Origin of the sequence: Alteribacter populi (assembly GCF_002352765.1) — a bacterium.
Taxonomy (GTDB): domain Bacteria; phylum Bacillota; class Bacilli; order Bacillales; family Salisediminibacteriaceae; genus Alteribacter; species Alteribacter populi.
In genome coordinates, this window is sequence record NZ_KZ293963.1 from 1,159,399 (window position 1) to 1,182,960 (window position 23,562).

Sequence of the window (23,562 nt, forward strand, 5' to 3'; positions counted from 1 at the left end):
CCCTCTTGCATTTTTTATAATCCTAAAATCGCCCGCCAAATGTTTGTCGTCTCTCCTGGTGGATAAATAACATAAAGCAAAAGATAGACAACAACTCCTGAACTTGCGGAGATAAACCATATTACAGACGTTATCGGCCCGAGCCGACGATGAACTGATAGTTTATTTTTATACCCCGTAATCAAAGACCAAATTCCAAGAACGGCAGCTATAGTCGCTAATACAATATGAAATAACAAAAAGATTGTATAATAGACCCGTATTTCATCAGGACCACCAAAAGCTGTGCTTCCGATAAAAAATGTTTTTGAAAGGTAAGTAATGAAAAATACACTTGCTAATACAGCCGCCCAAAACATAGCTTTTTTATGCGCTTCGATTTTACGCTTCGCAATTAAATACCACCCTATGGCGACAAACACACCACTAGCAGCAATAAAGATTGTGCTAATGAAAGGCAAAAAGGTTGCCACTGTCGAACCACCTTCCTATTTTCAAACATGTCTCTACTCCATTTTAACCAAGTTTTCTTAGAAAATGGTCATAGTTTTTGACAATTTGTTGAATTCTTGCGCTTATGAAAGGCCCCTGCATCTGCAGGGGCCTCTAAATTTCTAGACACGCAATTAACTTCTTTTCTCTAGAATTTTATAACACCAATCAATAGCATTAACGTAGCTATAGTTAAAGCTGCAACAAACACTCCTGTCCACAGCATGACGTTTGCCCAACCTGTACCTTTTTCATTCAAATGCATGAAATAATACAGCTGCATAACGACTTGTACTGTTGCGATAATCAAAATGAAAGGTATAGCAAAACCAGACGGAATCGTATCACTTGCAATTGTAAGAAAGGCAAGAGAAGTTAAAAAGATCATAAACACAAATGAGATCGTTTGATATCTCATTTCTTTTGCTAACTTTCTACGAGTATTTTTCGAAGGCTCCCCCTGTAATGGAGCACTTGGATCAGCATGTTGTCCCATTAACTTAACCTCCTATTCCCATCAAGTAAACTACGGTAAAGATGAATACCCAAACAACATCGATAAAATGCCAGTATAGAGATGCTACATAAAACTTAGGCGCGTTCGTTAGGGTAATTCCTGCTTTTCTATAGCGAATAAGCAGGGTAATGATCCACAAAATACCGAACGTTACGTGAGCCCCGTGTGTTCCTACAAGTGTGTAGAATGCAGAAGAAAAGGCGCTCGTCGTAAATCCTAGTTCATACTGATTAACATAGATCACAAATTCGTAAATTTCAAAACCTAAGAATCCTAGACCTAGTATTACTGTTACCCACATCCAGAGCATTAACCCTTTAAAATTACCTTTTTTCATGGCAATCATCGCAAATACACTCGTTAATGAACTCGTTAAAAGAAGCATGGTCATAATGAAAACGAGATCAAGGTGGAACAATTCAGCAGGTGTAGGTCCATCCGCAACCCCGTTTCGAAGACCTAAATAGGTCCCGAACAGGCTTCCGAATAATACTGTTTCTCCTCCTAAGAAAAACCAGAATCCTAGAAATTTATTTTTCCCTTCTAGTGTGGCTGTTTCCGGGTTTGGAGGAAGGGTTTGATCATGTTTCACTTCTTCTGCATGTGCCATCTTACCCGACCTCCTCATCTTTTTTAATATCTTCTTTATGAATATGATATCCATGGTCTTCTTTAATAGAACGCACGAACATCGCTCCAAATGTAATCGCTAACCCGAGAATCGTAATCACGTGTGTGTGATAAATCAATCCGAATGAAGCGACAAACAATCCGATTGACATTACGACCGGTAAGATCGATCCATTTGGCATGTGAATATCATCTAACGGCTCTGCTGCTTTTAGCTTGCCGTTACCGTGTTGCTTTTCATACCATAGCGGGTCCAATTCGCGTACAAGTGGTGTTTGAGCAAAGTTATACTCAGGTACCGGAGTTGGAATAGCCCACTCAAGCGTACGTCCATCCCAAGGGTCAGCTTCTGCTTTGTTTTTAACAGAAACGACGACGTTGACTAAGAACAGGATAAACGCAATCGACATAAGAAATGCACCTAATGAACTTACAAAGTTTAAACTGTCTAAACCTTGACCCGGAAGGAAAGATGCTACACGTCGTGGCATTCCCATTAAGCCAACAAAGTGTTGTACAAAGAAGGTTAAATGGAAACCAAATAGGAATAACCAAAAGAACCATTTTCCTAACGGTTCGTTTAATTTGTAACCAAACATTTTTGGCCACCAGTAGAAAGCACCACCAAACAAACCGAGTACTACCCCACCGATAATAACGTAGTGGAAGTGAGCAACAACAAAGTACGTATCATGGAACTGGTAGTTCGCTGCACTTGTTGCAAGCATAATGCCTGTCACCCCACCCATTACGAACGATGGAATGAAACCTAAGGCAAATAAGTTTGCGGTCGTAAACTGAATCCGTCCACCCCAAAGTGTGAAGAGCCAGTTAAAGATTTTAATACCTGTTGGTACGGCAATGGCCATCGTTGCAACAGCGAAAATCGCATTCGCAACAGGACCCATACCTACTGTAAACATGTGGTGAGCCCATACCATGAACCCTAAGAAACCAATAATCAGCGTTGCAAATACCATTGCTGAGTAACCGAAAAGGCGTTTCTTAGAGAATGTTGCTAGAATTTCAGAGAAAATACCGAATGCCGGTAAAATTAAAATATAAACTTCCGGATGTCCGAATATCCAGAATAAATGCTGCCAGATAACGACGTTCCCGCCAAGTTCTACAACAAAGAAATTACCGCCAAACAAACGTTCAAGCATAAGTAGCAATAAACCGATTGTTAGTGCTGGGAAAGCGAAGAGAATTAGTGCTGACGCCACGAAACTGCTCCATGTAAAGAGTGGCATACGCATCATACTCATCCCTGGTGCACGCATGTTAATAACCGTAACCAAGAAATTTATCCCGGCAATCAGTGTACCAGCACCACTAATTTGCAGACCTAACACATAGTAATCTATACCGGTTCCCGCATATTCACTGGATGATAGTGGTACATAAGCTGTCCAACCAGCATCAGGTGCTCCTCCAAAGAACCAGCTCAAGTTAAGTAAAATCCCCCCGAAGGCGAAAAGCCAAAAACCAAGTGAATTTAAAAATGGAAAGGCAACGTCCCGGGCACCTATTTGTAGTGGGACGATAAAGTTCATAAAACCGAACAATAACGGCATAGCCGCAAGGAAAATCATCGTTGTACCGTGCATCGTTAATAATTCATTAAACGTCTGTGCAGGTACGAATGAAGCTTCAGGAAACATTAGCTGAATCCGCATAAGAACGGCTTCAAGCCCACCAAGGGCGAAGAAGAAACCGCCGGCAACTAAGTAAAGAATACCGATTTTTTTATGGTCAACGGTTGTCAGCCAATCCCAAAGCACGCTTTTTTGTGCTTTCGCATTTGACACGTTGTTTACCCCCTTGTGGACATTATTCATCATCTAATACTTTTAATGTGTTCAAATATTCAATAAGTGCAGCCATTTCATCGTCATTTATATCGTCATGATCAAATGCAGGCATGACATTTCCTGGTTTAAGTTCTTCAGGCTGACGAATCCAGTCTTCAAGATTTTCATCATTGTAATCCAAGTAGCCTGCGATAACTGTACGTTCACCAAAGTTTGTTAGGTCAGGTCCACCTTGTGGATTACCACCTTCACCACCAACGGCGTGACAAGCTAAACAGTTTTGTTCGTATACTTCACGACCTTCTGTAGCAACTGCAGAAGTAGGCTCAACAAGCTCACTTGAAGGTTCTGCCATATTTTCAGCCCAAGTATCGAAAGTATCGCGATCCACTGCAACGACTTTAAAGTCCATTAACCAGTGACCTTCACCACAAAGCTCAGTACACTTTCCTTGGTAAACCCCTTCTTCTTCTGCCAAGAACCACATGTCATTTACAATACCAGGTACATTATCTTGCTTACCTGCAAGCGCTGGAACCCAAAATGAGTGAATAACATCAGAAGCTTCTAAGTTAATGATAACCTTTGTATCTGTTGGAATATACATATCCTGCCCTGCACTAATCTCTAAATCAGGATATTCAAACTCCCACCAGAACTGGTGTCCAGTTACATTAACCACTATGGAATCCTCTTCCGGTTCGGTGTCCGCTAGTGTAAACGTATCCATTACGTTCGGAACAGCAAGGATAAGAAGCAGTAATACAGGAATGACAGTCCAAATTATTTCAAGATTTTTGTTCCCTTCAACCTGCTTAGGGATATGATTGTCACCTGGTTTTTCTCTGAAACGTACGAGTACAAAGATGTAAATCGCCGCAACAACCACGATGACAAAAATCATAATCAATAAGCTGAGATTGATTAAGGAATACTGCATGTCTGCAACAGGTCCTTGTGGATCCAAAGCAGACAAGTTTTGCTTACCACATCCGGCTAAAAATAGCAGAATAAAAGAAAATGGAAGCACTCGCCACAAATTCTTCATCGCGTCACAAACCCCTCTTTCTGTCTTTTCTTAGAGTCTTTTAATTCTTTAGTTCGTGTTCAAGAAGGTGGATAAAAAGTGCCAAGAAGATCGACAACTTTTTTCCGTACCTTTTGAACAACATCTTTTTAGAATATATGAACAATGACCATCACGGCAAACAAAATCATGAGATAATACAATGAGTAAATAAACATGTGTTTTGCCCATTTGATGTCATCATCATACTTTTTATAACCAGCAAAACCAAGTGCAAGCCAGCCAATTCCAAGAACTAAGGCTACTGTCGTATAAATGACACCAAAGCCATATAGTGTCAAGGACACGGGAATTAACGCTGCAGTATAAACGAGAATTTGTCTTTTTGTTACTTCAAATCCTGCTACAACTGGCAGCATCGGGATTCCTGCTGCTCGGTACTCCTCACATCTCCTCATTGCCAAAGCAAGGAAGTGAGGTGTTTGCCAGACAAACATAATTAAAAATAGTGACCAAGCGTAAGGGTGAAGCCCTGGATCTATCGCAGCCCAGCCAATCAGTGGCGGAACAGCTCCAGAAAAACTACCCACAATCGTATTTAACGTTGTCGTTCGCTTTGTCCACATCGAATAGAACACTACATAAATAATGAGACCAGATAAGCCAATTACAGCAGCTGTCATATTAACAGCAGCAAGCATACCTGTTCCAAGAGCAGATAGAATTAACCCAAACCACAGAACTTGGGATCCCCCTAATTCTCCGGTTACAGATGGTCTTTCTTCCGTCCTAATCATTTTATAGTCAATATCTCTATCAACATAGTTGTTTAATGCACATCCACCAGCGATGGTCAGGGCAGAACCTAACAGTGCTAAAATAACAATAAGTGGCTGTGTGGCAAGGGATGTCTGTGTATAGTGAGCTGCTAGAAATAGGCCGGCAAACATCGTGATCATGTTGGACTTTACAATTCCAGTTTTCGTAAGGGCCATATACGACCGCCATGTAGCTTGCTTATTTACACCAGCCTGATTTTCTTCATTACGTATCACTTCTGTTGATGAAATGGCATTTGATTTGTTCATCTCTTTCACCCCCCTATGTCGAATGAATATACATATGTCGAATTTTATCCCCATACAAGTCTAATCGTTTGTTTACGAACATGGAAGTCCTAAATTTAAAAAAGATTAATTTCTTGAACTTTTTCAAGTATAAAATTAAGACACCAAATTTCAAATACAAACAAAATCAGACCTACATCTCACATTATATATGATGACGAAGTCTTTTTCATCTCATTATAGGGATTACGCATAAGTTCCAAACCATATTCTATCACATTCAAAGCTTAATAAGATAACTATTTCACTATGGAGGAGTGTTTTCTTTGAATTTGTTACAAATCAATGAACAAATGTACAAATTAAATCGTACCGCTGTAAACTATGAGATAATTGTTGAGAAATTGACAACTGCCTTGTTTCTCCATAGAATGAAGGGCGACACATATATTAAAACAGTACGTTTAGAATTTCATATTATCATAACCCTTTATTAATAAGAAAAACCGCATAGCGGTCTTTTATTAAAAACAGCGTTAGCTTCCGCCGCATGTATTAAAGTCTCAAGGATGCTTTACCCTTGAGACGAGCGGCGTGAAGGTAGCTGTCCTCTTATAAATTCTTATCTTTTTAGAAAGCCGGTGAACACGTTGAATAAAGGTTTAAAAGTTTTTAGTATCTTCGCTTCGCTAGGCATGCTTGTCGTGTTACTTCAAGGAGCGTTAGTTACTCAAACGGGGTCTGGGGATGCATGTGGCACATCTTGGCCTCTTTGTTATGGTCAAGTACTTCCAGAAACACCTACGATCGCAACGCTCATTGAATATACCCACCGTATCGTTTCAGGCTTAATGGGAATTGTCGTTATTATTTTATCCATTTGGGCTTGGCGGAAAATCGGGCATGTAAGGGAAACGAAATTTCTTGCGGTTCTTGCTATTTTCGCTATTATTTTCCAAGGTTTATTAGGAGCAGCAGCTGTAGCTTGGGGTCAATCAGATGCAGTCATGGCTCTTCATTTTGGTTTTTCACTTGTATCGTTTGCCAGTGTAGTATTAATTGCTGTACTTGCTTTTGAAGCTGATAACAAGGGCGGAGTATTCGTTCCTAATATTAGCTCTAGAATGAGGAAATATTTATACTTTACGCTCGCTTATTTATACGCAGTTGTCTATACCGGAGCCTTTGTAAAGCACACTGGTGCCAGTGGAGCTTGTACGGGGTGGCCGCTTTGTAATGGACAACTCATCCCGCCACTGGAAGGGACGGTAGCCATTCAATTTGGCCACCGCGTTGTTGCTGGTCTCTTATTTTTCGTTATTGTGATTTTGTTTATTCAACTCTTCAGAAATTACCGGAACGAAAAAGTGTTAGTGACAATCGGTGCATTATCCCTGATATTGGTTACGATCCAAGTGCTAAGCGGTGCTGTGGTCATTTTTACAGGATTCACACTTTGGGCAACTCTTTTCCACGCTTTATTTGTCAGTCTTTTGTTCGCTGTATTAAGCTATGGTGCTATCATTTCATCCCGCAAAAAATAATAAAATATAAAACAAAGGGTCTGTCTCGATGTCGAGACAGACCCTTTACTAATCTCTTTTATTGTTCAAGATAGGATTGAAACATCCAGTTGTGCTTTTCAAAAGACTGTCTTATTGCAATAAGCATGTCAGCTGTCGCTTCGTCTCCTACTTCTTCTTCTAAAGTTTCTATATCCGCTTTTAACTCTTCGATCACTGTACTGAAGTCATTTGCAGTCACTTGCACCATCTCGCCTGCTGACTTTTCGCCCTGCGCTTCTTGTAGGGTTGTAGTCTCAAGGTATTCTTTCAGGGTTGCCAAAGGGACTCCTTTTAGTCCGATCAGACGTTCAGCTAATTCATCAATGTGCTCTGCCATTTCATTGTATAGCTCTTCAAATTTTTCATGTAAGCTAAAGAAGTTCGGTCCTTTTACAAACCAGTGGTAATTATGTAGTTTGACAAAAAGGACGTTAAAGTTTGATACATGACGGTTCAAAATTTCTGTTTGTTTTTCATGTGCCATCGCAAAGATCATCTCCCTTTTTAAGTATCTACATAGATAATTCCCTGCGTATAGAAATATTAAACCGGAATTTATTTGCAATGGCTTCGCTCATTGCTTCAGGTCAACGCCAAAGGGCAAAGACCGCCCTTTGGCGTTGACCTTTATTCAAATTCAATGAGTAAGTCTCCTGCTTGGATGGATTCTTCATTCGTCACATGGATACTGGCAACGGTTCCGTCGTAAGGAGCTTGGACAGTGGTTTCCATTTTCATCGATTCTGTAATGATGAGGTGGTCACCTTTCTTCACCTTGTCGCCTTGTTCTACAAGCGCTTTTATGACGGTACCGGGCATTGAGGCTCCGATATGACGGTCGTTATTTTTATCAGCTTTCAGTTTTAGCTTAACTTCAGATTCAATGCTTTCATCTTTCACATAAACTTCACGAGGCTGTCCGTTCAGTTCGAAATAAATGACGCGGGTTCCGTCTTTTTGTGGCTCCCCAATTGAAACAAGCTTGACGATCAACGTTTTCCCATGCTCGATTTCAATTTCAATTTCTTCTCCCATCCGCAAGCCATAGAAAAAGGTCGGTGTATCAAGGACTGATATATCTCCATATTGCTCCATGAACGTTTCATTATCCATATATACTTTTGGATACAAAGCGTAAGAAATAGTGTCATGACTCGTAACTTGGCGACCAAGTTTATGATAAAGCGAATCACGCAGTTCTTCAAAATTCACCGGCTCGAGCAACTCTCCTGGGCGAACAGTTATCGATTTACGGTTTTTAAGAATGACTTTTTGCAGATCCTCAGGGAATCCTTGATAAGGCTGTCCTAAATAACCCTCAAACAGTTCAATAACGGAATCCGGAAAATCAATGTTCTCGCCTTTCTCATAAACATCTGTCTCTGAAAGATCATTTTGAACCATAAATAAAGCCATATCACCAACAACTTTGGACGAAGGTGTCACCTTTACAATATCACCAAACATATCATTTACACGTCTATACATTTCTTTTACTTCATCCCAGCGATCCCCAAGACCAACCGCCTTAGCTTGCTGTTGTAAATTACTGTATTGTCCACCTGGCATTTCATGAGCGTAAATCTCCGAGTGCGGCGATATCATTCCACTTTCAAAGTCTTGATAATAATGGCGAATGTCTTCCCAATAGCCATTCAATGCTTCTGCTTTTTTAATTTCCACATGAGGTTTACGTTCATGACCAGACAGCGCATGGTATAAGCTATTCATGCTTGGTTGACTAGTAAGTCCAGCCATAGAACTCACGGCCGTGTCAACGATATCCACTCCGGCATCAATTGCTTTAGAATAAGTAAAAATACCGTTTCCACTCGTATCGTGAGTATGAAGGTGGATTGGAATATCAATGTTTTCTTTCAACGCCGAAATCAGATCATACGCTGCATTTGGCTTAAGAAGTCCTGCCATATCTTTAATACCTAAAATATGAGCACCTGATGCTTCAAGCTCTTTTGCTAAATTCACGTAATAGTTTAAGTCATATTTTTGACGGTTACGATCGAGAATGTCACCTGTATAACACATACTTGCTTCAGCAATTTTTCCTGAGTCACGCACTGCCTGAATGGCCGGACGCATTCCTTCAACCCAATTTAAGCTATCAAAAATTCGGAACACATCGATCCCGGCATGGGCTGACGTTTCAACGAATTCGTCAATAACATTATCGGGATAATTTTTATACCCGACCGCGTTCGAAGCACGTAATAGCATTTGAAACAATACATTAGGGGCTTTTTCACGTAGTAAGAGCAATCTCTTCCATGGATCTTCATGTAAAAAGCGCATCGAAACATCAAACGTGGCGCCGCCCCACATTTCCATTGAAAATAAGTTCGGTAATAATCGCGCCGTTGGTTCAGCTATATGTTTTAAGTCATTCGTCCGTAAACGTGTAGCTAGAAGGGATTGATGGGCATCACGGAATGTCGTGTCCGTAAGCAGCACTTCACGGTTTTCTTTTACCCACTCTGCAACACCTTCTGCTCCTTTTTCTTCTAAAATCTGTCTTGTTCCATTCGGTATCGGCTCGAGTAAGTCTACTTTTGGAATCCGTGGACGATCAAAAATAGGCTTTTTCTTCTTCCCTATTCCTGGATACCCATTCACAGTTGTATACCCGATGTAGCTAAGCATTTTCGTACCACGGTCTTTTCGTTTCGGAAATACAAACAACTCAGGCGTTTGATCGATAAACGACGTATCATATTTACCATTTACAAATTTCGAATGAAGAACAACATTTTCAAGAAAAGCAATATTCGTTTTAATTCCACGAATCCGGAATTCTTTTAAGTTACGCACCATTTTATGCGCCGCATCCTCAAAGCTTAACGCCCATGTCGAAAGCTTAACTAAAAGAGAGTCGTAGTGTGGTGAAATCACAGCGCCTTGGAATCCGTTGCCTGCATCAAGACGGACACCAAACCCGCCTCCGGTACGGTAAGCCATAATCTTACCTGTATCCGGCATAAAGTCATTAGTCGGATCTTCTGTTGTAACACGAGATTGAATCGCAAAGCCATGAGTATAAATATCTTCCTGCTTAGGAATTCCTACTTCTTTTGAATGCAGTGATTTTCCGTCTGCAATAAGGATTTGAGACTGAACAATATCGATGCCTGTAATCATTTCAGTAATTGTATGTTCTACTTGGACACGTGGGTTGACTTCAATAAAGAAAAACTCACCGTCATCAGTAACGAGAAATTCTACTGTTCCTGCATTTAAATAGTTAATATTTTTCATCAGCTGGAGAGCTGATTCACATATGCGTTCTCGGAGCTCAGTGCTTAAAGCCACGCTTGGGGCAACCTCTACTACTTTTTGATGACGTCTTTGTACAGAGCAATCCCGCTCATACAAATGAACCAAGTTCCCTTCGTGATCTCCAAATATTTGTACTTCAATATGCTTTGGTTTTTCAACAAATTTTTCAACATACATTTCATCACTGCCAAAAGCAGCTTTTGCTTCTGAGCGGGCACGTTCATAAGCTTCCTGCAAATCTTCAATCGAACGAACGATCCGCATTCCACGACCACCGCCTCCAAGAGAAGCTTTAATCATTAGCGGAAATCCGTGGTTTTCAGCAAATGTCTCCACTTCACTCAGCCCACTAACAGGTCCGTCAGTCCCGGGGATAACAGGAATCTTTGCATCAATAGCTGTTTGTCTTGCTTGTACTTTGTCCCCAAACATTCTTAAATGTTCCGTGTCCGGTCCAATAAAAATAATGCCTTCATCCTTACACCGCTGGGCGAAGTGTATGTTTTCAGATAAGAATCCATAGCCCGGATGAATCGCATCGATGTCATTTCGTTTAGCGATCTCAATAATCCCTTCAATATCAAGATAAGCATCAATCGGCTTTTTACCTTCCCCTACGAGATAAGCTTCGTCGGCTTTGTAACGATGAAAAGAGCCTGTATCCTCTTTTGAATAAATCGCCACTGTGCGGATATTTAATTCAGTACATGCACGGAAAATTCGAATCGCTATTTCCCCGCGGTTTGCGACTAACACCTTTTTTATGTTTTGTAATCGGTCCATACTATGTAACCTCCTCTAAATGTCATCTTGATTAACCGGTGGTCGATTTGTATGTAGTGTGTGAAAAAACAAGGATTCATAACCTATCCTGATTTAATTCACGGTTTAGAATCGATACCAGCTGTTAACGAACGCTAAAACCGTTGCCCTTTTTGTATACACAAAAAAAGCTCTAAATAAGTTCATTCTACAAAAAATGCTATTTCCCTTCCGTTTAATATAATTGTTTTCGTAAATATTGTTGTTTTTTGCCGCAAAACCATATTAAATGAATGAATTTGTCCTCCACTATCATTTGACTTGAAAAAGCCTCAAAAAACAAATAGCAACAATCTTTTAGAAAAGAGCCTAATAAAAAAAGATCTTCTACGCAGTTGGCCGGAATCTGCGAGACTCCCTCAGGAAAAGTTGATATGGCGGGGGTCCGCCCGGATTTTGAGGCCCTAAAAAATTTTTTTGTACTCGCCTCCGACTGCCAAGGTCCACATAATTCTTGTAAATACATTTACTGTATTTAGAGATTACGCGTTGCGTTGGGAATGTGGGATACATTTCCATATATAGGTGTAATTCACACGAGAAAAACTCTGCTACAATCAGGTGACTTACCCTCCCATGTCTCCTGGCATCAAGTGCCTACATTCCTTCGTTGGGTCTTGCCTGACGCAGATCTCGGACTCTTACTCCTGCATGGACTGCCCTTTACTGGGCGTCTAAAGTCTCCGTCTTGCCGAATCTCTGTGCCTGTGTTGTCAAAGGTACATTAAAGCACTGTGAAGCCTTACGCTGCCTTGTTCTGAGGATAGTTGGAAGAGTCTATCAACATTCTCTCAGGGTCAAACATTGCCTGTTTCTTGCTAAGTCCATGGAACACCTGAAGCAGCTTTCTGCATAGCACAACCATTGCTTCTTTCTTGGTCAGTGGATTTTGTTCCCGTGAGTGATAATGCATGTACAGTTGACGAAAGCTTGCATTGTTCTGAATGAGCGGAAGGATCGCTTTATAAAGTAAGGCTCGTAGTCGTTTTCTTCCGCGTTTAGAGATCTTCTTTGTGCCTTTATGCTGACCTGAACTGTTCTCACGCAACGTAAGTCCCGCTAGCTTAATGAGTTGGCGTGGATGCCTGTAATTGCGCATAGAGCCTGTTTCAGCCAATAACTCGCTTACAGTGTTCTCGCTGATTCCCGGAATGGAGACGAGGTACTGAAACTCTTCTAATGACTGGGCCTGCTCAACCATCTGGGAAGTCACCTCTTCAAGTTGTGATTCCAATAGTTCCAGCTGTTGAACAAGGCTGCGAATCTCCAGCCGTGACATTTCCTGACTGCGTGTTACGCCAATAGAGTGACGAGCCACTTCAATCAGGGTCACCATTTTGGGTTTCCCAGCATACTTGGCGCCAGCTTTCTTCTGTTGCCTGACCATCTCTTCGACAGACAAATGTGGAACATCCTGGGGAAGAGGTGTCAGCTTTAAAACGGCAAGAGCTTGTTGGCCCAATTCACTGAAGACTTGATTGAATTCCGGAAAGTAAAGATCCTTCCATCGCTGTATCCTGTTTTTTACGGAAGAGATATCTTTTCGTAATCGTTCCCGGATTGCGGATCCATGCCTCATGTGATGTTCAGCGGTTGTCATCTTCCGCGGTATACTAAAATAGCCGTTAGGAAGAAGTTTCGCTATAACGCGTGCATCTTTAGCGTCGTTCTTCGTTTGAGAATTATCGTCCATTTCCTTGGATTGTTTTACATGCATTGGATTGACGATGACAAAAGGGAATTCGAAAGCCTCCAGCATAGCCGCAAGGTTCATCCAGTAGTGGCCGGTTGCTTCAAAACCGATGAGCACATTTGATTTGTTGTGTGTCTCCATCAGTTGTCTAACAGCCTGCTCAAAATGGATGAAACCATCTTTTGACTGGTGGATGCGCCATACTTTCGTTAATTCGCGTCCGCGCAAATCGACGGCACAGGCATAGTGATTCTTTTTTGCAATATCGATTCCAATAACTAGAGTGTTTTCGTTGACTTGATTAATTCGTTCATTTCTACTACGATTCATGAAGGGTTCCTCCTTTGTGATTGCTGGTTTGTTTTTGCACCTTGCATCATATCGGAGGATCCTTTTTTTATCAATAGGGGTAAAACCTATCCGACAGGAATGCTCCTGCGGAAAAACGGACCAGTCGAGACCCCGCAGGGCGCTTTTCCCGAGGAGGCTTGGCGGTTCGTCCGCGGAAAGCGAGCAGATGCAGGACAACGGAGCTACAAAATGATCCGCTTTTTACAAGAAGAAATAATCAAAAAATGGCATCATTTGAGCTAAAAAACTGTCATGCTATGTGTGACAGGGCAAGCATCTTCTCTAATCCTTGAGACGGCGGCGTGCAGGTAGCTATCCGTTTTATAAAGAAAGCTTTAGTTGTGCTTACACTTTACCCCTTTTAGAGAAGTTAAACTCTATTAAAGTTAAATAAAACCAAGCTTGTATGGCAACAAGCTTGGTTTTTCTGAAATACTAAGCCTTTTTATTTTCTCTTAAACAGGCTTCATGTAAGGCTGATAACTGCTTTTCCAGCTGATCGAGCAACTGTTTACCTTCCTCTTCTTGAATAAGGCTTAAACGAATAGCAAAATCGATCTCCCTAGAAAGTCCGAACATTTGTGTATCTAATACTTCCTCATACAGAGGACATTGAGGCATAGTCAAGTTCGTCATCTGCACTTCAATGAGATTCAAAATTTTTTGAGCATCTTCTTTTAGAAGGGCATACGCTTTTTCACTCTGTCCGGATAACGTCTCAATTGACATTGTCATCCCTCCTATTATCCAAAAGAAACTATCCCTACTTATTTATATTATCTTTTCAACCCATAAAATGCAATAGATATAGTCAGAAAAGCGAAACCAAGTTCCTGATTATTGGAAAAATTGAAAGCCGCCCAAAAGTGCACATTTACAGTAACGAGCCTTAACTTAAAAGATACTTAAATCATAGCGATGTGACAAAGACTCTAAAAGCTTCATACCGGCAATACTATTTCCACGATCATCAAGTGCAGGACCATAAATACCGATTCCGAGACCATGAGGGATAGAAGCCATAATACCACCCGAGACACCACTTTTAGCCGGGATCCCTACTCGAATCGCGAACTCCCCCGAAGCATTGTACATCCCGCAAGTGACCATGAACGTTTTTAAAATTCGTGCAATATGCAGAGGGATAATCGGCCGCTTGGAAAAAACATGCTTTCCTTCATTTGCGATTACGTAACCAATTTTAGCAAGGTCCTGACAGCTTACTTCAATAGCGCATTGCTTCGTATATAGGTCTAATAGGTCTTCCACATCGTCGTCAAATACACCGTGCTGCTTCATAAAATAACTGAGTGAACGGTTTAAATGAGCCGTTTTTAGTTCAGATTCAGCCACCTTCTCATCATAACGAATTTCCGGATTCCCAGTTAATTCATGGATAAACGTAAGTAACCTACCGAGTTTATGGTCTGGTGTTTCACCACTAATCATCGAAGTCACTGCTAATGCTCCGGCATTGATCATCGGATTAAGAGGCTTATTCGGTTGATTTGTCTCCAGTTTAATGATCGAATTAAACGGATCTCCTGTCGGTTCCATACCAACGCGTGAGAATACTTCCTCCTCGCCTTGGTCCATTAATGCTAACGCTAGTGACAATACTTTTGAAATGCTCTGTAGTGTAAACGTTTCGTCAACGTTTCCGACTGCAGCACAAGTTTCTCCACCATCATAAATTGCCAAAGACAAAACCGATGGATCCGCTTCCCTTAGTGCAGGGATATAATCTGCTAGCTGGCCATAACCCGTGTAAGTCCGGGCTTCTTCAATCATTGATGCTAGAACTTCTTTATCTTCACAAATCATTTAAGAACCTCCTGAAGTAAATCGACATGTGACAAATGTGGTTATAGCTTTTATACTTTCAATTAGAGGAGTGAAACTGATGAACCAACAAGAGATGATTGTAACTATTACTGGAAACACCGAACATACGATTACTTTAGACCCGGGCTCTTTTATCTTCGACTCCCGCAAGGTAAACCTCGAGGCGTTCTTTTCTAATGAATACACATCAGAGGACCTTTTCGAAGATCAAAGCCTAGCAAAAGCATGGGACAGTCACCGATCACAAGGGATGAAGGTAAAAAACGAAAATGATGTTAAAGTAGACCGCAAAGCGATTCAAACAGAAAGCTTCGGTATTCCTTTAGCGCCGTTTTTAGAAAACGCTTCCCCAAGAGAAGACGTACAATCGCTTATTTTTGAGACCGCAAAGGGTGAACAGACAAAAATGAGCTTTGATGAGGGGAAAGACTTAATTTTGGCGTTTTCTCATAAAGGAAAACCGTTAAAAGAAACCGGTCCCGTTCACGCTTATGAAAAGGATGGGTCGAATCAAGAAAACCCGTTAACCCACATCGTAAAAATTATTGTCGAATAACATTTCCAAACAAGAGTCAATGTTTTATCATTTCCTTTTTTACATGTAAGTAAACATGGACACCGAAACAGCTTTCGGTGTCTTTTTCATTAAGTTAAATAACTAGACATTTACTATTCGAGGTAATCTTCGCCACCCCACGGAAAAAACAGGAACCTCCTTGATTTAGGAGGTTCCTGTTTTAATTAAGTAACGACATTAATCTTTAAGTGCCGTTTTTCCGATTACTTTGAAGCATTCGTAACAGGCTTTTTCTTTTCTGGTGCCATATGAATCGCACGCCCCTTTATCCCTTCCACTGCTTCTAGCCAATTTTCATTCAAACTTGGGTGTGGATAAAACGGATATGATAAATCTTCATCTCTCGCCACCATCTCAAGCGCGGTTACACCGTGAGAAATGAGTTCGACAGCACCTTGTCCAATCGTATGAAAGCCCAGAAGCATATCGGTGTTTTGGTCCACTACGATTTTCGTTTTCCCTTCTTTTTCACCGAGGATACTTGCAAATCCGTTTCCAGCGGCAGCAAATTCACTCACCTTCACATCATATCCGGCTGTGACTGCTTCAGCTTCTGTTAACCCAACAGAGGCGATCGGTGGGTTTGTATGTGCCACCCGAGGGATAAAGTGCAAATCAAAGGTTGCTAGGTGACCACTGCAATTCTCTGCTGCTACTTTTCCTTGCTTCAAAGCTTTAACAGCCAAGGCTGGTCCAGGCGTCACATCTCCTACAGCATAAATCGAAGCGACATTAGTTTGAGCAAATTGGTTCACATCAATATAACCGTCAGGCGATAACGTGACACCCGCACGATCAAGGCCAAGGTCCGCTGTATTCGGCTCTTGTTTCGATGCGGCAAAGAAATGAGAACACGTCAGTTCTTCTTTGCCTTTTTGTGATTCAATTTCTATCTTGACACCCTTTTCAATCTCTGTAACTTGCGTAACACGACTTTTTTTATAGACGCGAATTTTTCTTTTTTTCAACACTCGTTGCAATTCTTTTTCAATGCTTAAATCAAAGCCAAAACCATCTGTTTCCTCATCTAAAATAATCGAGACGCTAGCGCCTAACTGCATATAACCGAATGCAGCTTCTAGTGAAATATAATCCGACCCTAGGACAACGAGGTGCTCTGGGACCGTGTTTATTTTAAAAATCGACCGTGTATCTAAGATTCTTTCATGATCAATAGCAATGTGTTTCGGATGAATTAACGTGCTTCCTGTTGCTATGATAGCTTGTTTAAAACGATACGTGTCAAATTGATGACCACTTTCGACACCGATACGATCGTCTGACAAAAAAGAAGCTTCACCTTTAATAACCTCAATTTTATTCGCTTTGCATAACGCCTCAACGCCACCTTTTAAACCAGAAACGACTTTGTCTTTCCATTCATGCATCCGCTCCAGTTCAAATGTGACTTCACCTGTCTGAATACCAAATTGCGAAACGCTTTTTGTTATGGAGAAGGTGGATGCACTATGTGTGAACACTTTGGATGGGATACAGCCTTCATTCAGACAAACCCCCCCCATATTTTCTTTCTCGATTAAAACCGTATCCAGACCAATCTGAGCCGCGCGAATGGCTGCTGAGTACCCTCCTGGTCCGCCTCCTATGACAATGAGATCTTTATCCTGGACAATTTCTCCAACTACCATCTACACCATCTCCAGCATCATCTTAGTAGGGTTTTCAATAAGTTCTGCAAATCGATTCGTAAACGCTACAGCCGCCGCACCATCAGCCACACGGTGGTCAAACGACATCGAGAGATTCATTACCGAGCGAATGACAATTTCATCATTTCTAACGACTGGCATTTTTTTCGTTTTATGAAACGCTATTAATGCTACTTCTGGGTGGTTGATAATCGGTGTTGCTCCTACACTGCCAAGAGGACCTACGTTGCTTACGGTAAATGTACCACCAGTGAGATCTGCTTTGGACAACTTGTTTTCTTTTGCCAGCTTCATTACTCGCTTCATTTCTGTATGAATCTCTGTAATCGATTTTTGATCCGCACTCTTTACGACTGGGACAATAAGCCCCTCATCGGTATCAGCTGCAAGGCCAATATTGTATGCGTCCTGCAGTTGAATCTCTTGCTTTTCTTCGTTTAAAATCGCATTAAAGATCGGGAAGTCTTTTAACGTGATCGCAAGAGCTTTAATGAAAAAAGCGGCTACACTAACCGTCGATCCACTTTCTCCTTGCTCCGCTTTTAGTTCTTCTCTTAGAGCAAGTACATTTGTTACATCCACTTCATCAAAATGTGTCACGTGAGGAATGGTTTGAAGAGAATGTGTCATCTTCGTGCCAATTTGCTTGCGGCGACCGCGATAAGGAATCGTTTTTGCAGGTGTCTGCGGTAATGTGCTTTCTTTAGATGCAGTATCCTTCTCTACCACAGGCTCTGCGGCTACAGAAGCCGCCGGTGCTTCTTGCTCACCTTTTACAAACCGATAAACATCATCATCCATCACTCTTCCCGCGGGACCCGTCCCTGTAATCTTCTCAATATCCACGCGGTTTTCTAAGGCGATCCGTCGTGTATAAGGAGTTGCGAGAACACGGTGGGTATTTTTCGTGGGTTGATGTCGTGAAATCTTCATTTGAACTTTCGTTTGCCCTAAAGCAGACTTCTCTTTTGGCTGTCCCTCTGGTTGTTCGTCATTATCTACACTAGCTCCTTCTTTTTCAAGAACAAGTACCGTAGTTCCTACTGTAACGACCTCTCCGATTTCAGCGCGAATTTCTTTAACAGTTCCTGCTACTGGAGAAGGAAGCTCTGCAGACACTTTATCTGTTTGCACCTCAACGAGCGGTTGGTCGATCTTTACCTGATCACCAACTTGAACGAGAAATTCACTAATTTCACCTTCTGTCATCCCTTCTCCCACATCATGAAGCTTAACTTCGACCATAGATTTCCCCTCCTAAAACGTAACCACATTTTCAATTGATTTTAGAACGCGATCTGGTGTTGGCAAGTAGTCTTCCTCTAGTGAAAAGAACGGTATTGGTGTATCAAATCCAGCTACTTTTTCTACAGGTGCACGTAAGTATAAAAACGCATTGTCGTTAATGATCGATAACACATCATTCCCTACGCCACCTGTCGAAGGTGCTTCATGTACGATGACGGCTCTTCCGGTTTTCATAACAGACTCTGCAATGATGTCTTTATCAAGAGGATACAACGTTCTTAAGTCGAGCAGCTCACAGGACACACCCTGTTCTTTCTCGATTTTCTCAACGGCTTTTTGTGCGACAGCTACCATATTGCCCCATGCAATAACAGTCACATCGTCCCCTTCCGTCACTTTTGCACCTTTCCCGAGCTCGACGGTGTATTTTTCTTCAGGCACATCAGATTTAATCGAACGATAGCTCCTCATCGGCTCCATAAACAATACAGGGTCTGGATCTTCAATGCTTGCAATCAGCAGCCCTTTTGCATCATACGGATTCGATGGTACGACCACTTTAATACCTGGCATATGCGTAAAGAGCGCTTCTACACTATCAGAATGAATTTCCGGTGCACGAATACCAGCACCATACGGAGCACGGATGACCATCGGTACGTTAAAACGGCTCATCGTTCTTGTTCGGATTCGTGAAGCATGGGTCATGATTTGCTCATAAGCTGGATAAATAAAGCCTAAAAATTGCATTTCCGCGACCGGTCGAAATCCGTTAATGGCGAGCCCAATTGACGTTCCGATGATGCCCGCTTCCGCAAGAGGTGTGTCAACGATTCGATCCTCTCCAAACTCGTCGACCAGGCCGTCTGTTGCCCGGAACACCCCGCCGTTTTTCCCAACGTCTTCTCCTAAAACAAGCACGTCATCATGTTCTTTCATCATTGTTCGTAAACCATCAGTCACCGCTTGAACGAGTGTAAGCTTATTTGTTTTTACATCAGCCATCGTTTTCATACGGTTTCACCTCGCTTCATGGATAAAAAAGCTTCCTTTTGCTGTTTAATCGTCCACGTTGGTTCTTCAAATACATGATCAAAAATATCGTTCACGTCTGCTTCTGGATAAGCCTCCATTTCAACCACGGCTTTTTCGATTTCCTCTTCGCACTGTTTTTGCACTTGCGCTTTCCAACCTTCCTCCCACACACCTTGTTTTTCCATATACCGCTCTATTCGTAATAACGGATCTGTTAATTTCCGTTTTTCAGCGCTAAGCTCCTGGTCACGGTATTTTGTTGGGTCATCCGCTGTCGTATGAGCACCATAACGCCAAGTGACAGCTTCTATCAGAGTTGGGCCTTCGCCTTTTCTTGCCTTTTCAATCGCCTTTTTCGTTTCAAAATAGACAGCAAAAACATCATTTCCGTCCACTCGCACGCCATCGATATCATAAGACACTGACTTTTGCGCAATCGTCTTTGAATTCATTTGTTTTTCAATGGGTACGCTAATCGCATACCCATTGTTTTGATTAAAAAATACGACAGGCGCTTTGAACACACTTGCAAAGTTCAACCCTTCATGAAAATCGCCTTCTGACGTCGCTCCGTCACCGAAATAGGCAATCGAAACCCGGTCTGATCCTTTTCTTTTCTCGGCAAGTGCTGCTCCAGTTGCATGAGGAAGCTGGGTAGCAATCGGAACCGCCGGCGGGAAAATGTTTTTTCCTTCAGGAGGTACACACCCTTCAACTCTACCTTTCCAATAAAGCAAAATCGTAGAAAGTGAATGACCAAACGTTAACGTAGCTGCATGGTCACGGTACGTTGGAAACATCCAGTCTCCTTTTTCTAAAGCTGACGCACTGCCCACTTGAGCTGCTTCTTGACCTTCGAAGGGTGCATAGGTCCCAATTCGACCTTGCCGTTGCAGGTTCGCACTCTTACGATCTAACGTTCTGGCACGAAGCATCTTTGTATACAGCTCTTTTAACAGCTCTTCAGTAATCTCAGAACCAAATGTTGAATCAATGAGATTACCATTACCGTCAATGATTTGTTTGATCGGAAATTCCTTCTCCATTGCTGTCATTTATTATCCCTCCAGGATTTGAAATGATAAAGGACGTTCAACAGTCCGGTAAAAATAGTTCCTCGGCTCTAGGCACCCTTCATCTTGAACTCGTATAGTTAGCAGCGAACTTCCCACTTTAACCGCTTTTTATGTGAAAAGAAGCTGTTACGCTTTTTACGGCTTTCGATTCTTGATTCACAAAAGTCATTCGCTGCCGCTTCCGTAGAAATTCCTTGAATATTGGATTGCAAATAAATTTCCGTGAGTGTTTCATAGATCGCTTTTGTTCCGCGAAGGACGCGCTCTTTATTCGGCCCGTAAAGCTCATCAGCTACTTGGATAAGACCGCCGCTATTCACGATATAATCGGGACCATAAAGAATCCCGCGATTTTTAAGGAGTTCCGCGTGTTTCAAGTCCAGGAGCTGATTATTTGCCGAACCAACAATCGCTCGACATTTAAACCGATTAATTGTCTGGTCATTAATAATCCCTCCTAAAGCACAGGGAACAAAAATATCAGCATCGGTTGAATAGATATCATCTCCTGAGACAATCTTTACAGAGCCGCTAAGCTGCTCTGCTCGGCTGGAAATGTTAAGAAGAGCTTCGTGATTAATATCAGACACATAAAGCTCAGCCCCTTCTTCTAGGAGCGTCTCTGCCACTTTGTAGCCCACTTTTCCAAGTCCTTGTATCGCGTAACGTTTACCAAACAACGAATCAGAGCCAAAGAGCATCTTATTGGTCGCTTTAAGGCCATAAATAACGCCAAGAGATGTTGGTACCGAAGAATCACCACTCCCGCCGTAAGCTTCCGGAACACCGACGATACAATGTGTTTCTTTACGAGCATGAACAAAGTCATCAGGGGTGGTCCCCATGTCTGTTCCAGTGTAAAAACGCCCATTCAAAGACTCCACAAATTGCCCAAAAGCGCGAAAAAGTTCCGGTGATCGATCCTGTTCGGGATCACCGATAATAACTGCTTTTCCTCCCCCAAAATCAACATCTGCTGCTGCACATTTATATGTCATCCCCTTTGAAAGGCGAAGGACATCTTCCAGTGCATCATCAACAGTCACATAAGGTCTCATTCGACAGCCGCCTAATGCCGGGCCTAAGGTTGTGTTATGTATCGCAATGATAGCCTTTAATCCCGTATCTTCATCGTTACAGAAGACGACTTGTTCATGATCGCTAATGCGTTCGAATGATAGCATCATTCATCCCCCTATTTGCGTTTGACCCACTTAGAAAACGCTTTCATTTTCACTTAAAAAACGGTCTTCGCTTGTTCTATTTTTTCGTCTAAGTCTTTTCGCGGCAATATAAATTGTGTGACCTCGCCTTTCCCTACAACATGATCACCATGTATAACCTGTAGAGCGCAGACAATTTTATTTGCTACTAACTCTGTTAATGTAGCCGTTACAGCTAACTCTTCTCCCGCTGGTGTCGGTGAAAGATGCTTCACTGTGACCGCAGCTCCAATCCCTTCCTCTCCTTCTTCTATGTAAGGAAGAATAATTTGCCTCGCAGCCCATTCCATGTGGTAGACCATGGAAACCGTTGAATAGGCAGGATGGACGACATTTCCTTCAAATTGCGCATACATATCAGGTGTAACGGAAACTGAAATGGTTGCTTTTTGCCCAACTTCCATACCTGGCTTCATTTATGTACCCCCCCATTTTAAATAACGTTTATATAACGATAGAATAACATCACGTCATACAAACGTCAAATTTATTTCTTAATTTTCAGATGATTAAAATTACACATTACCTCTTCCTCTATCATTGGAGGCAAAGCGTTAGCTGTCGCTCTCTACTTCCTTTTCTCAGACAAAAAGACACTCTCAAAGTAAAGTGTCTTTTATCATCCATTTATTTTACTGTCGTTTTTAATCTCTCTGAGAGCTGGGAAACGTCGGCGATCATGGATTCGATTAGTTCTTTTACGGTGGGAACATCACGAATTAATCCAGCGATTTGCCCTCCATTTAAATGACCTTTATCAATGTTCCCGTAGATCGCACCCGCAATATGATGGGTTTCATCCGTTCTTCTATCAAATTCCTCCAAGCTTGTTCCTTGCTTCTCAAGCTCCAATAGCTCCTCTGCATAAGAGGTTTTTAATAGTCTGCGAATCTTACCTAAAGACCTTCCGACAACGAGTGTATCCACGTCAGTAGATTCCATCAGCTTTTGTTTATAATGTTCATGAACGAGTGCTTCTTTTGTTGCAATAAACCGGGTCCCCATCTGAACTCCTTCTGCACCAAGACAAAAGGCAGCAGCTACGCCTCTTCCGTCACCGATCCCGCCTGCTGCTACAACTGGTATATCAACAGCGTCAGCTACTTGGGGAATGAGCGTCATCGTTGTCGTTTCAAACGCAGAATTGATGCCTGCTGCTTCATACCCTTCAGCGACAATGATATCTGCTCCAGCTTCCTCTGCTTTTTTTGCTTGTTTGACAGAAGCTGCGACGACAATAATCGTCACTCCCGCTTCTTTAAGAACAGGGATGAGAGGCTTCGGGTTTCCTGCTGATAGGGAGACGATAGGAACGTTGTAGTCGAGGATTAACTGAACAACTTCTTTTACGTTTGGTTGAACGCGAATAGGAATGTTGACACAAAAAGGCTGATTCGTCAGCGCTTTAATGTTGACTAGTTCTTTCTCTACTTGTGACAGGGTCATCGTTCCAACCCCTAATGTTCCCAATCCGCCCGCTTCAGAAATCGCTGCTGCAAGGTTAGCATGACTAATATTTCCCATGCCTCCTTGGATGATCGGATACTGAATATGTAATAAACGCGTCACTTTATTCATCTTTTTTCTCCCCTCGTTAAAAAAATGTTATACTTAAGATA

The 23,562-nt window shown here is 41.9% G+C and carries 20 protein-coding genes; 2 read left to right on the top strand and 18 right to left on the bottom strand.

Annotated features, from left to right (window positions below; genetic code table 11):
• Nucleotides 1-14 precede the first annotated feature (14 nt).
• The 6 genes from CDZ94_RS05650 to cyoE form a co-directional block, all read right to left on the bottom strand.
• Nucleotides 15-473, bottom strand: a complete 459-nt coding sequence (locus tag CDZ94_RS05650; protein ID WP_096435540.1) for a DUF420 domain-containing protein — start codon at nucleotides 471-473, stop codon at nucleotides 15-17.
• Nucleotides 474-640: 167 nt separating this feature from the next.
• Nucleotides 641-988 carry a cytochrome C oxidase subunit IV family protein gene (locus CDZ94_RS05655; protein WP_096435541.1) on the bottom strand — a complete coding sequence of 116 codons (348 nt, stop codon included), beginning with the start codon at nucleotides 986-988 and terminating at the stop codon, nucleotides 641-643.
• A gap of 4 nt (nucleotides 989-992) precedes the next feature.
• Nucleotides 993-1,619 carry a cytochrome (ubi)quinol oxidase subunit III gene (locus CDZ94_RS05660; RefSeq protein ID WP_096435542.1) on the bottom strand — a complete coding sequence of 209 codons (627 nt, stop codon included), beginning with the start codon at nucleotides 1,617-1,619 and terminating at the stop codon, nucleotides 993-995.
• Nucleotide 1,620: 1 nt separating this feature from the next.
• A complete protein-coding gene (gene ctaD, locus CDZ94_RS05665) occupies nucleotides 1,621-3,480 on the bottom strand; it encodes a cytochrome c oxidase subunit I (RefSeq protein WP_096435543.1) in 1,860 nt (619 codons plus the stop codon).
• Nucleotides 3,473-4,501, bottom strand: a complete 1,029-nt coding sequence (gene coxB / locus CDZ94_RS05670) for a cytochrome c oxidase subunit II (RefSeq protein ID WP_096435544.1) — start codon at nucleotides 4,499-4,501, stop codon at nucleotides 3,473-3,475. Before coxB ends, ctaD begins: the two co-directional genes overlap by 8 nt.
• Before the next feature lie 128 nt (nucleotides 4,502-4,629).
• Entirely contained in the window at nucleotides 4,630-5,568 is a 939-nt protein-coding gene (gene cyoE, locus CDZ94_RS05675) for a heme o synthase (protein WP_096435545.1), read from the bottom strand.
• Nucleotides 5,569-6,188: 620 nt separating this feature from the next.
• Here cyoE and CDZ94_RS05680 point away from each other — a divergent pair.
• Nucleotides 6,189-7,091 carry a COX15/CtaA family protein gene (locus tag CDZ94_RS05680; protein ID WP_321196078.1) on the top strand — a complete coding sequence of 301 codons (903 nt, stop codon included), beginning with the start codon at nucleotides 6,189-6,191 and terminating at the stop codon, nucleotides 7,089-7,091.
• 58 nt (nucleotides 7,092-7,149) lie between these two features.
• Here the strand turns inward: CDZ94_RS05680 and CDZ94_RS05685 are convergent, their stop codons facing one another.
• The 5 genes from CDZ94_RS05685 to glsA all read right to left on the bottom strand — a co-directional run bounded on the left by CDZ94_RS05685 (nucleotide 7,150) and on the right by glsA (nucleotide 15,093).
• Nucleotides 7,150-7,596, bottom strand: a complete 447-nt coding sequence (locus tag CDZ94_RS05685; RefSeq protein ID WP_096435547.1) for a Dps family protein — start codon at nucleotides 7,594-7,596, stop codon at nucleotides 7,150-7,152.
• 143 nt (nucleotides 7,597-7,739) lie between these two features.
• Nucleotides 7,740-11,186 (bottom strand): pyruvate carboxylase, encoded by a 3,447-nt coding sequence (gene pyc / locus CDZ94_RS05690; RefSeq protein WP_096435548.1) that lies wholly within the window; start codon nucleotides 11,184-11,186, stop codon nucleotides 7,740-7,742.
• A gap of 781 nt (nucleotides 11,187-11,967) precedes the next feature.
• Nucleotides 11,968-13,248, bottom strand: coding sequence for an IS110 family RNA-guided transposase (locus CDZ94_RS05695; protein ID WP_096434449.1), 1,281 nt, complete (start codon nucleotides 13,246-13,248; stop codon nucleotides 11,968-11,970).
• Nucleotides 13,249-13,704: 456 nt separating this feature from the next.
• Nucleotides 13,705-13,998 carry an Fpa/YlaN family protein gene (locus tag CDZ94_RS05700; RefSeq protein WP_096435549.1) on the bottom strand — a complete coding sequence of 98 codons (294 nt, stop codon included), beginning with the start codon at nucleotides 13,996-13,998 and terminating at the stop codon, nucleotides 13,705-13,707.
• A 165-nt stretch (nucleotides 13,999-14,163) separates the two neighbouring features.
• A complete protein-coding gene (gene glsA / locus CDZ94_RS05705; protein ID WP_096435550.1) occupies nucleotides 14,164-15,093 on the bottom strand; it encodes a glutaminase A in 930 nt (309 codons plus the stop codon).
• 79 nt (nucleotides 15,094-15,172) lie between these two features.
• On the opposite strand from glsA, the gene CDZ94_RS05710 reads away from it, so the two are divergent.
• Nucleotides 15,173-15,670: a molybdopterin-binding protein gene (locus CDZ94_RS05710; protein ID WP_096435551.1), complete on the top strand. Its 498-nt coding sequence runs from the start codon at nucleotides 15,173-15,175 to the stop codon at nucleotides 15,668-15,670.
• Nucleotides 15,671-15,894: 224 nt separating this feature from the next.
• Here the strand turns inward: CDZ94_RS05710 and lpdA are convergent, their stop codons facing one another.
• The 7 genes from lpdA to CDZ94_RS05745 form a co-directional block, all read right to left on the bottom strand.
• Nucleotides 15,895-17,340, bottom strand: a complete 1,446-nt coding sequence (gene lpdA, locus CDZ94_RS05715) for a dihydrolipoyl dehydrogenase (protein WP_096435552.1) — start codon at nucleotides 17,338-17,340, stop codon at nucleotides 15,895-15,897.
• Complete coding sequence (locus tag CDZ94_RS05720) at nucleotides 17,341-18,606, bottom strand: dihydrolipoamide acetyltransferase family protein (protein ID WP_096435553.1); 1,266 nt, start codon at nucleotides 18,604-18,606, stop codon at nucleotides 17,341-17,343.
• Nucleotides 18,607-18,618: 12 nt separating this feature from the next.
• On the bottom strand, nucleotides 18,619-19,623 hold the full coding sequence (locus CDZ94_RS05725) for an alpha-ketoacid dehydrogenase subunit beta (RefSeq protein WP_096435554.1): 1,005 nt from the start codon (nucleotides 19,621-19,623) through the stop codon (nucleotides 18,619-18,621).
• Complete coding sequence (gene pdhA / locus CDZ94_RS05730; protein WP_096440601.1) at nucleotides 19,620-20,690, bottom strand: pyruvate dehydrogenase (acetyl-transferring) E1 component subunit alpha; 1,071 nt, start codon at nucleotides 20,688-20,690, stop codon at nucleotides 19,620-19,622. The genes CDZ94_RS05725 and pdhA overlap by 4 nt, the downstream gene beginning before the upstream one ends.
• Nucleotides 20,691-20,797: 107 nt before the next feature.
• Nucleotides 20,798-21,904, bottom strand: a complete 1,107-nt coding sequence (locus CDZ94_RS05735; RefSeq protein WP_198520876.1) for a Leu/Phe/Val dehydrogenase — start codon at nucleotides 21,902-21,904, stop codon at nucleotides 20,798-20,800.
• Nucleotides 21,905-21,957: 53 nt separating this feature from the next.
• Nucleotides 21,958-22,359 (bottom strand): thioesterase family protein, encoded by a 402-nt coding sequence (locus tag CDZ94_RS05740; protein WP_096435556.1) that lies wholly within the window; start codon nucleotides 22,357-22,359, stop codon nucleotides 21,958-21,960.
• A gap of 211 nt (nucleotides 22,360-22,570) precedes the next feature.
• Entirely contained in the window at nucleotides 22,571-23,521 is a 951-nt protein-coding gene (locus CDZ94_RS05745) for an NAD(P)H-dependent flavin oxidoreductase (protein WP_096435557.1), read from the bottom strand.
• Between the last annotated feature and the right edge of the window lie 41 nt (nucleotides 23,522-23,562).

Coding starts and splice junctions, on each gene's coding strand:
- CDZ94_RS05720 (WP_096435553.1), bottom strand. CDS start 18,606: ATGGTCGAAGTTAAGCTTCATGATGTGGGAGAAGGGATGACAGAAGGT.
- coxB (WP_096435544.1), bottom strand. CDS start 4,501: ATGAAGAATTTGTGGCGAGTGCTTCCATTTTCTTTTATTCTGCTATTT.
- CDZ94_RS05745 (WP_096435557.1), bottom strand. CDS start 23,521: ATGAATAAAGTGACGCGTTTATTACATATTCAGTATCCGATCATCCAA.
- CDZ94_RS05725 (WP_096435554.1), bottom strand. CDS start 19,623: ATGAAAACGATGGCTGATGTAAAAACAAATAAGCTTACACTCGTTCAA.
- CDZ94_RS05735 (WP_198520876.1), bottom strand. CDS start 21,904: ATGCTATCATTCGAACGCATTAGCGATCATGAACAAGTCGTCTTCTGT.
- glsA (WP_096435550.1), bottom strand. CDS start 15,093: ATGATTTGTGAAGATAAAGAAGTTCTAGCATCAATGATTGAAGAAGCC.
- CDZ94_RS05710 (WP_096435551.1), top strand. CDS start 15,173: ATGAACCAACAAGAGATGATTGTAACTATTACTGGAAACACCGAACAT.
- ctaD (WP_096435543.1), bottom strand. CDS start 3,480: ATGAATAATGTCCACAAGGGGGTAAACAACGTGTCAAATGCGAAAGCA.
- pdhA (WP_096440601.1), bottom strand. CDS start 20,690: ATGGAGAAGGAATTTCCGATCAAACAAATCATTGACGGTAATGGTAAT.
- cyoE (WP_096435545.1), bottom strand. CDS start 5,568: ATGAACAAATCAAATGCCATTTCATCAACAGAAGTGATACGTAATGAA.
- CDZ94_RS05685 (WP_096435547.1), bottom strand. CDS start 7,596: ATGGCACATGAAAAACAAACAGAAATTTTGAACCGTCATGTATCAAAC.
- CDZ94_RS05660 (WP_096435542.1), bottom strand. CDS start 1,619: ATGGCACATGCAGAAGAAGTGAAACATGATCAAACCCTTCCTCCAAAC.
- CDZ94_RS05740 (WP_096435556.1), bottom strand. CDS start 22,359: ATGAAGCCAGGTATGGAAGTTGGGCAAAAAGCAACCATTTCAGTTTCC.
- CDZ94_RS05695 (WP_096434449.1), bottom strand. CDS start 13,248: ATGAATCGTAGTAGAAATGAACGAATTAATCAAGTCAACGAAAACACT.
- CDZ94_RS05700 (WP_096435549.1), bottom strand. CDS start 13,998: ATGTCAATTGAGACGTTATCCGGACAGAGTGAAAAAGCGTATGCCCTT.
- CDZ94_RS05655 (WP_096435541.1), bottom strand. CDS start 988: ATGGGACAACATGCTGATCCAAGTGCTCCATTACAGGGGGAGCCTTCG.
- lpdA (WP_096435552.1), bottom strand. CDS start 17,340: ATGGTAGTTGGAGAAATTGTCCAGGATAAAGATCTCATTGTCATAGGA.
- pyc (WP_096435548.1), bottom strand. CDS start 11,186: ATGGACCGATTACAAAACATAAAAAAGGTGTTAGTCGCAAACCGCGGG.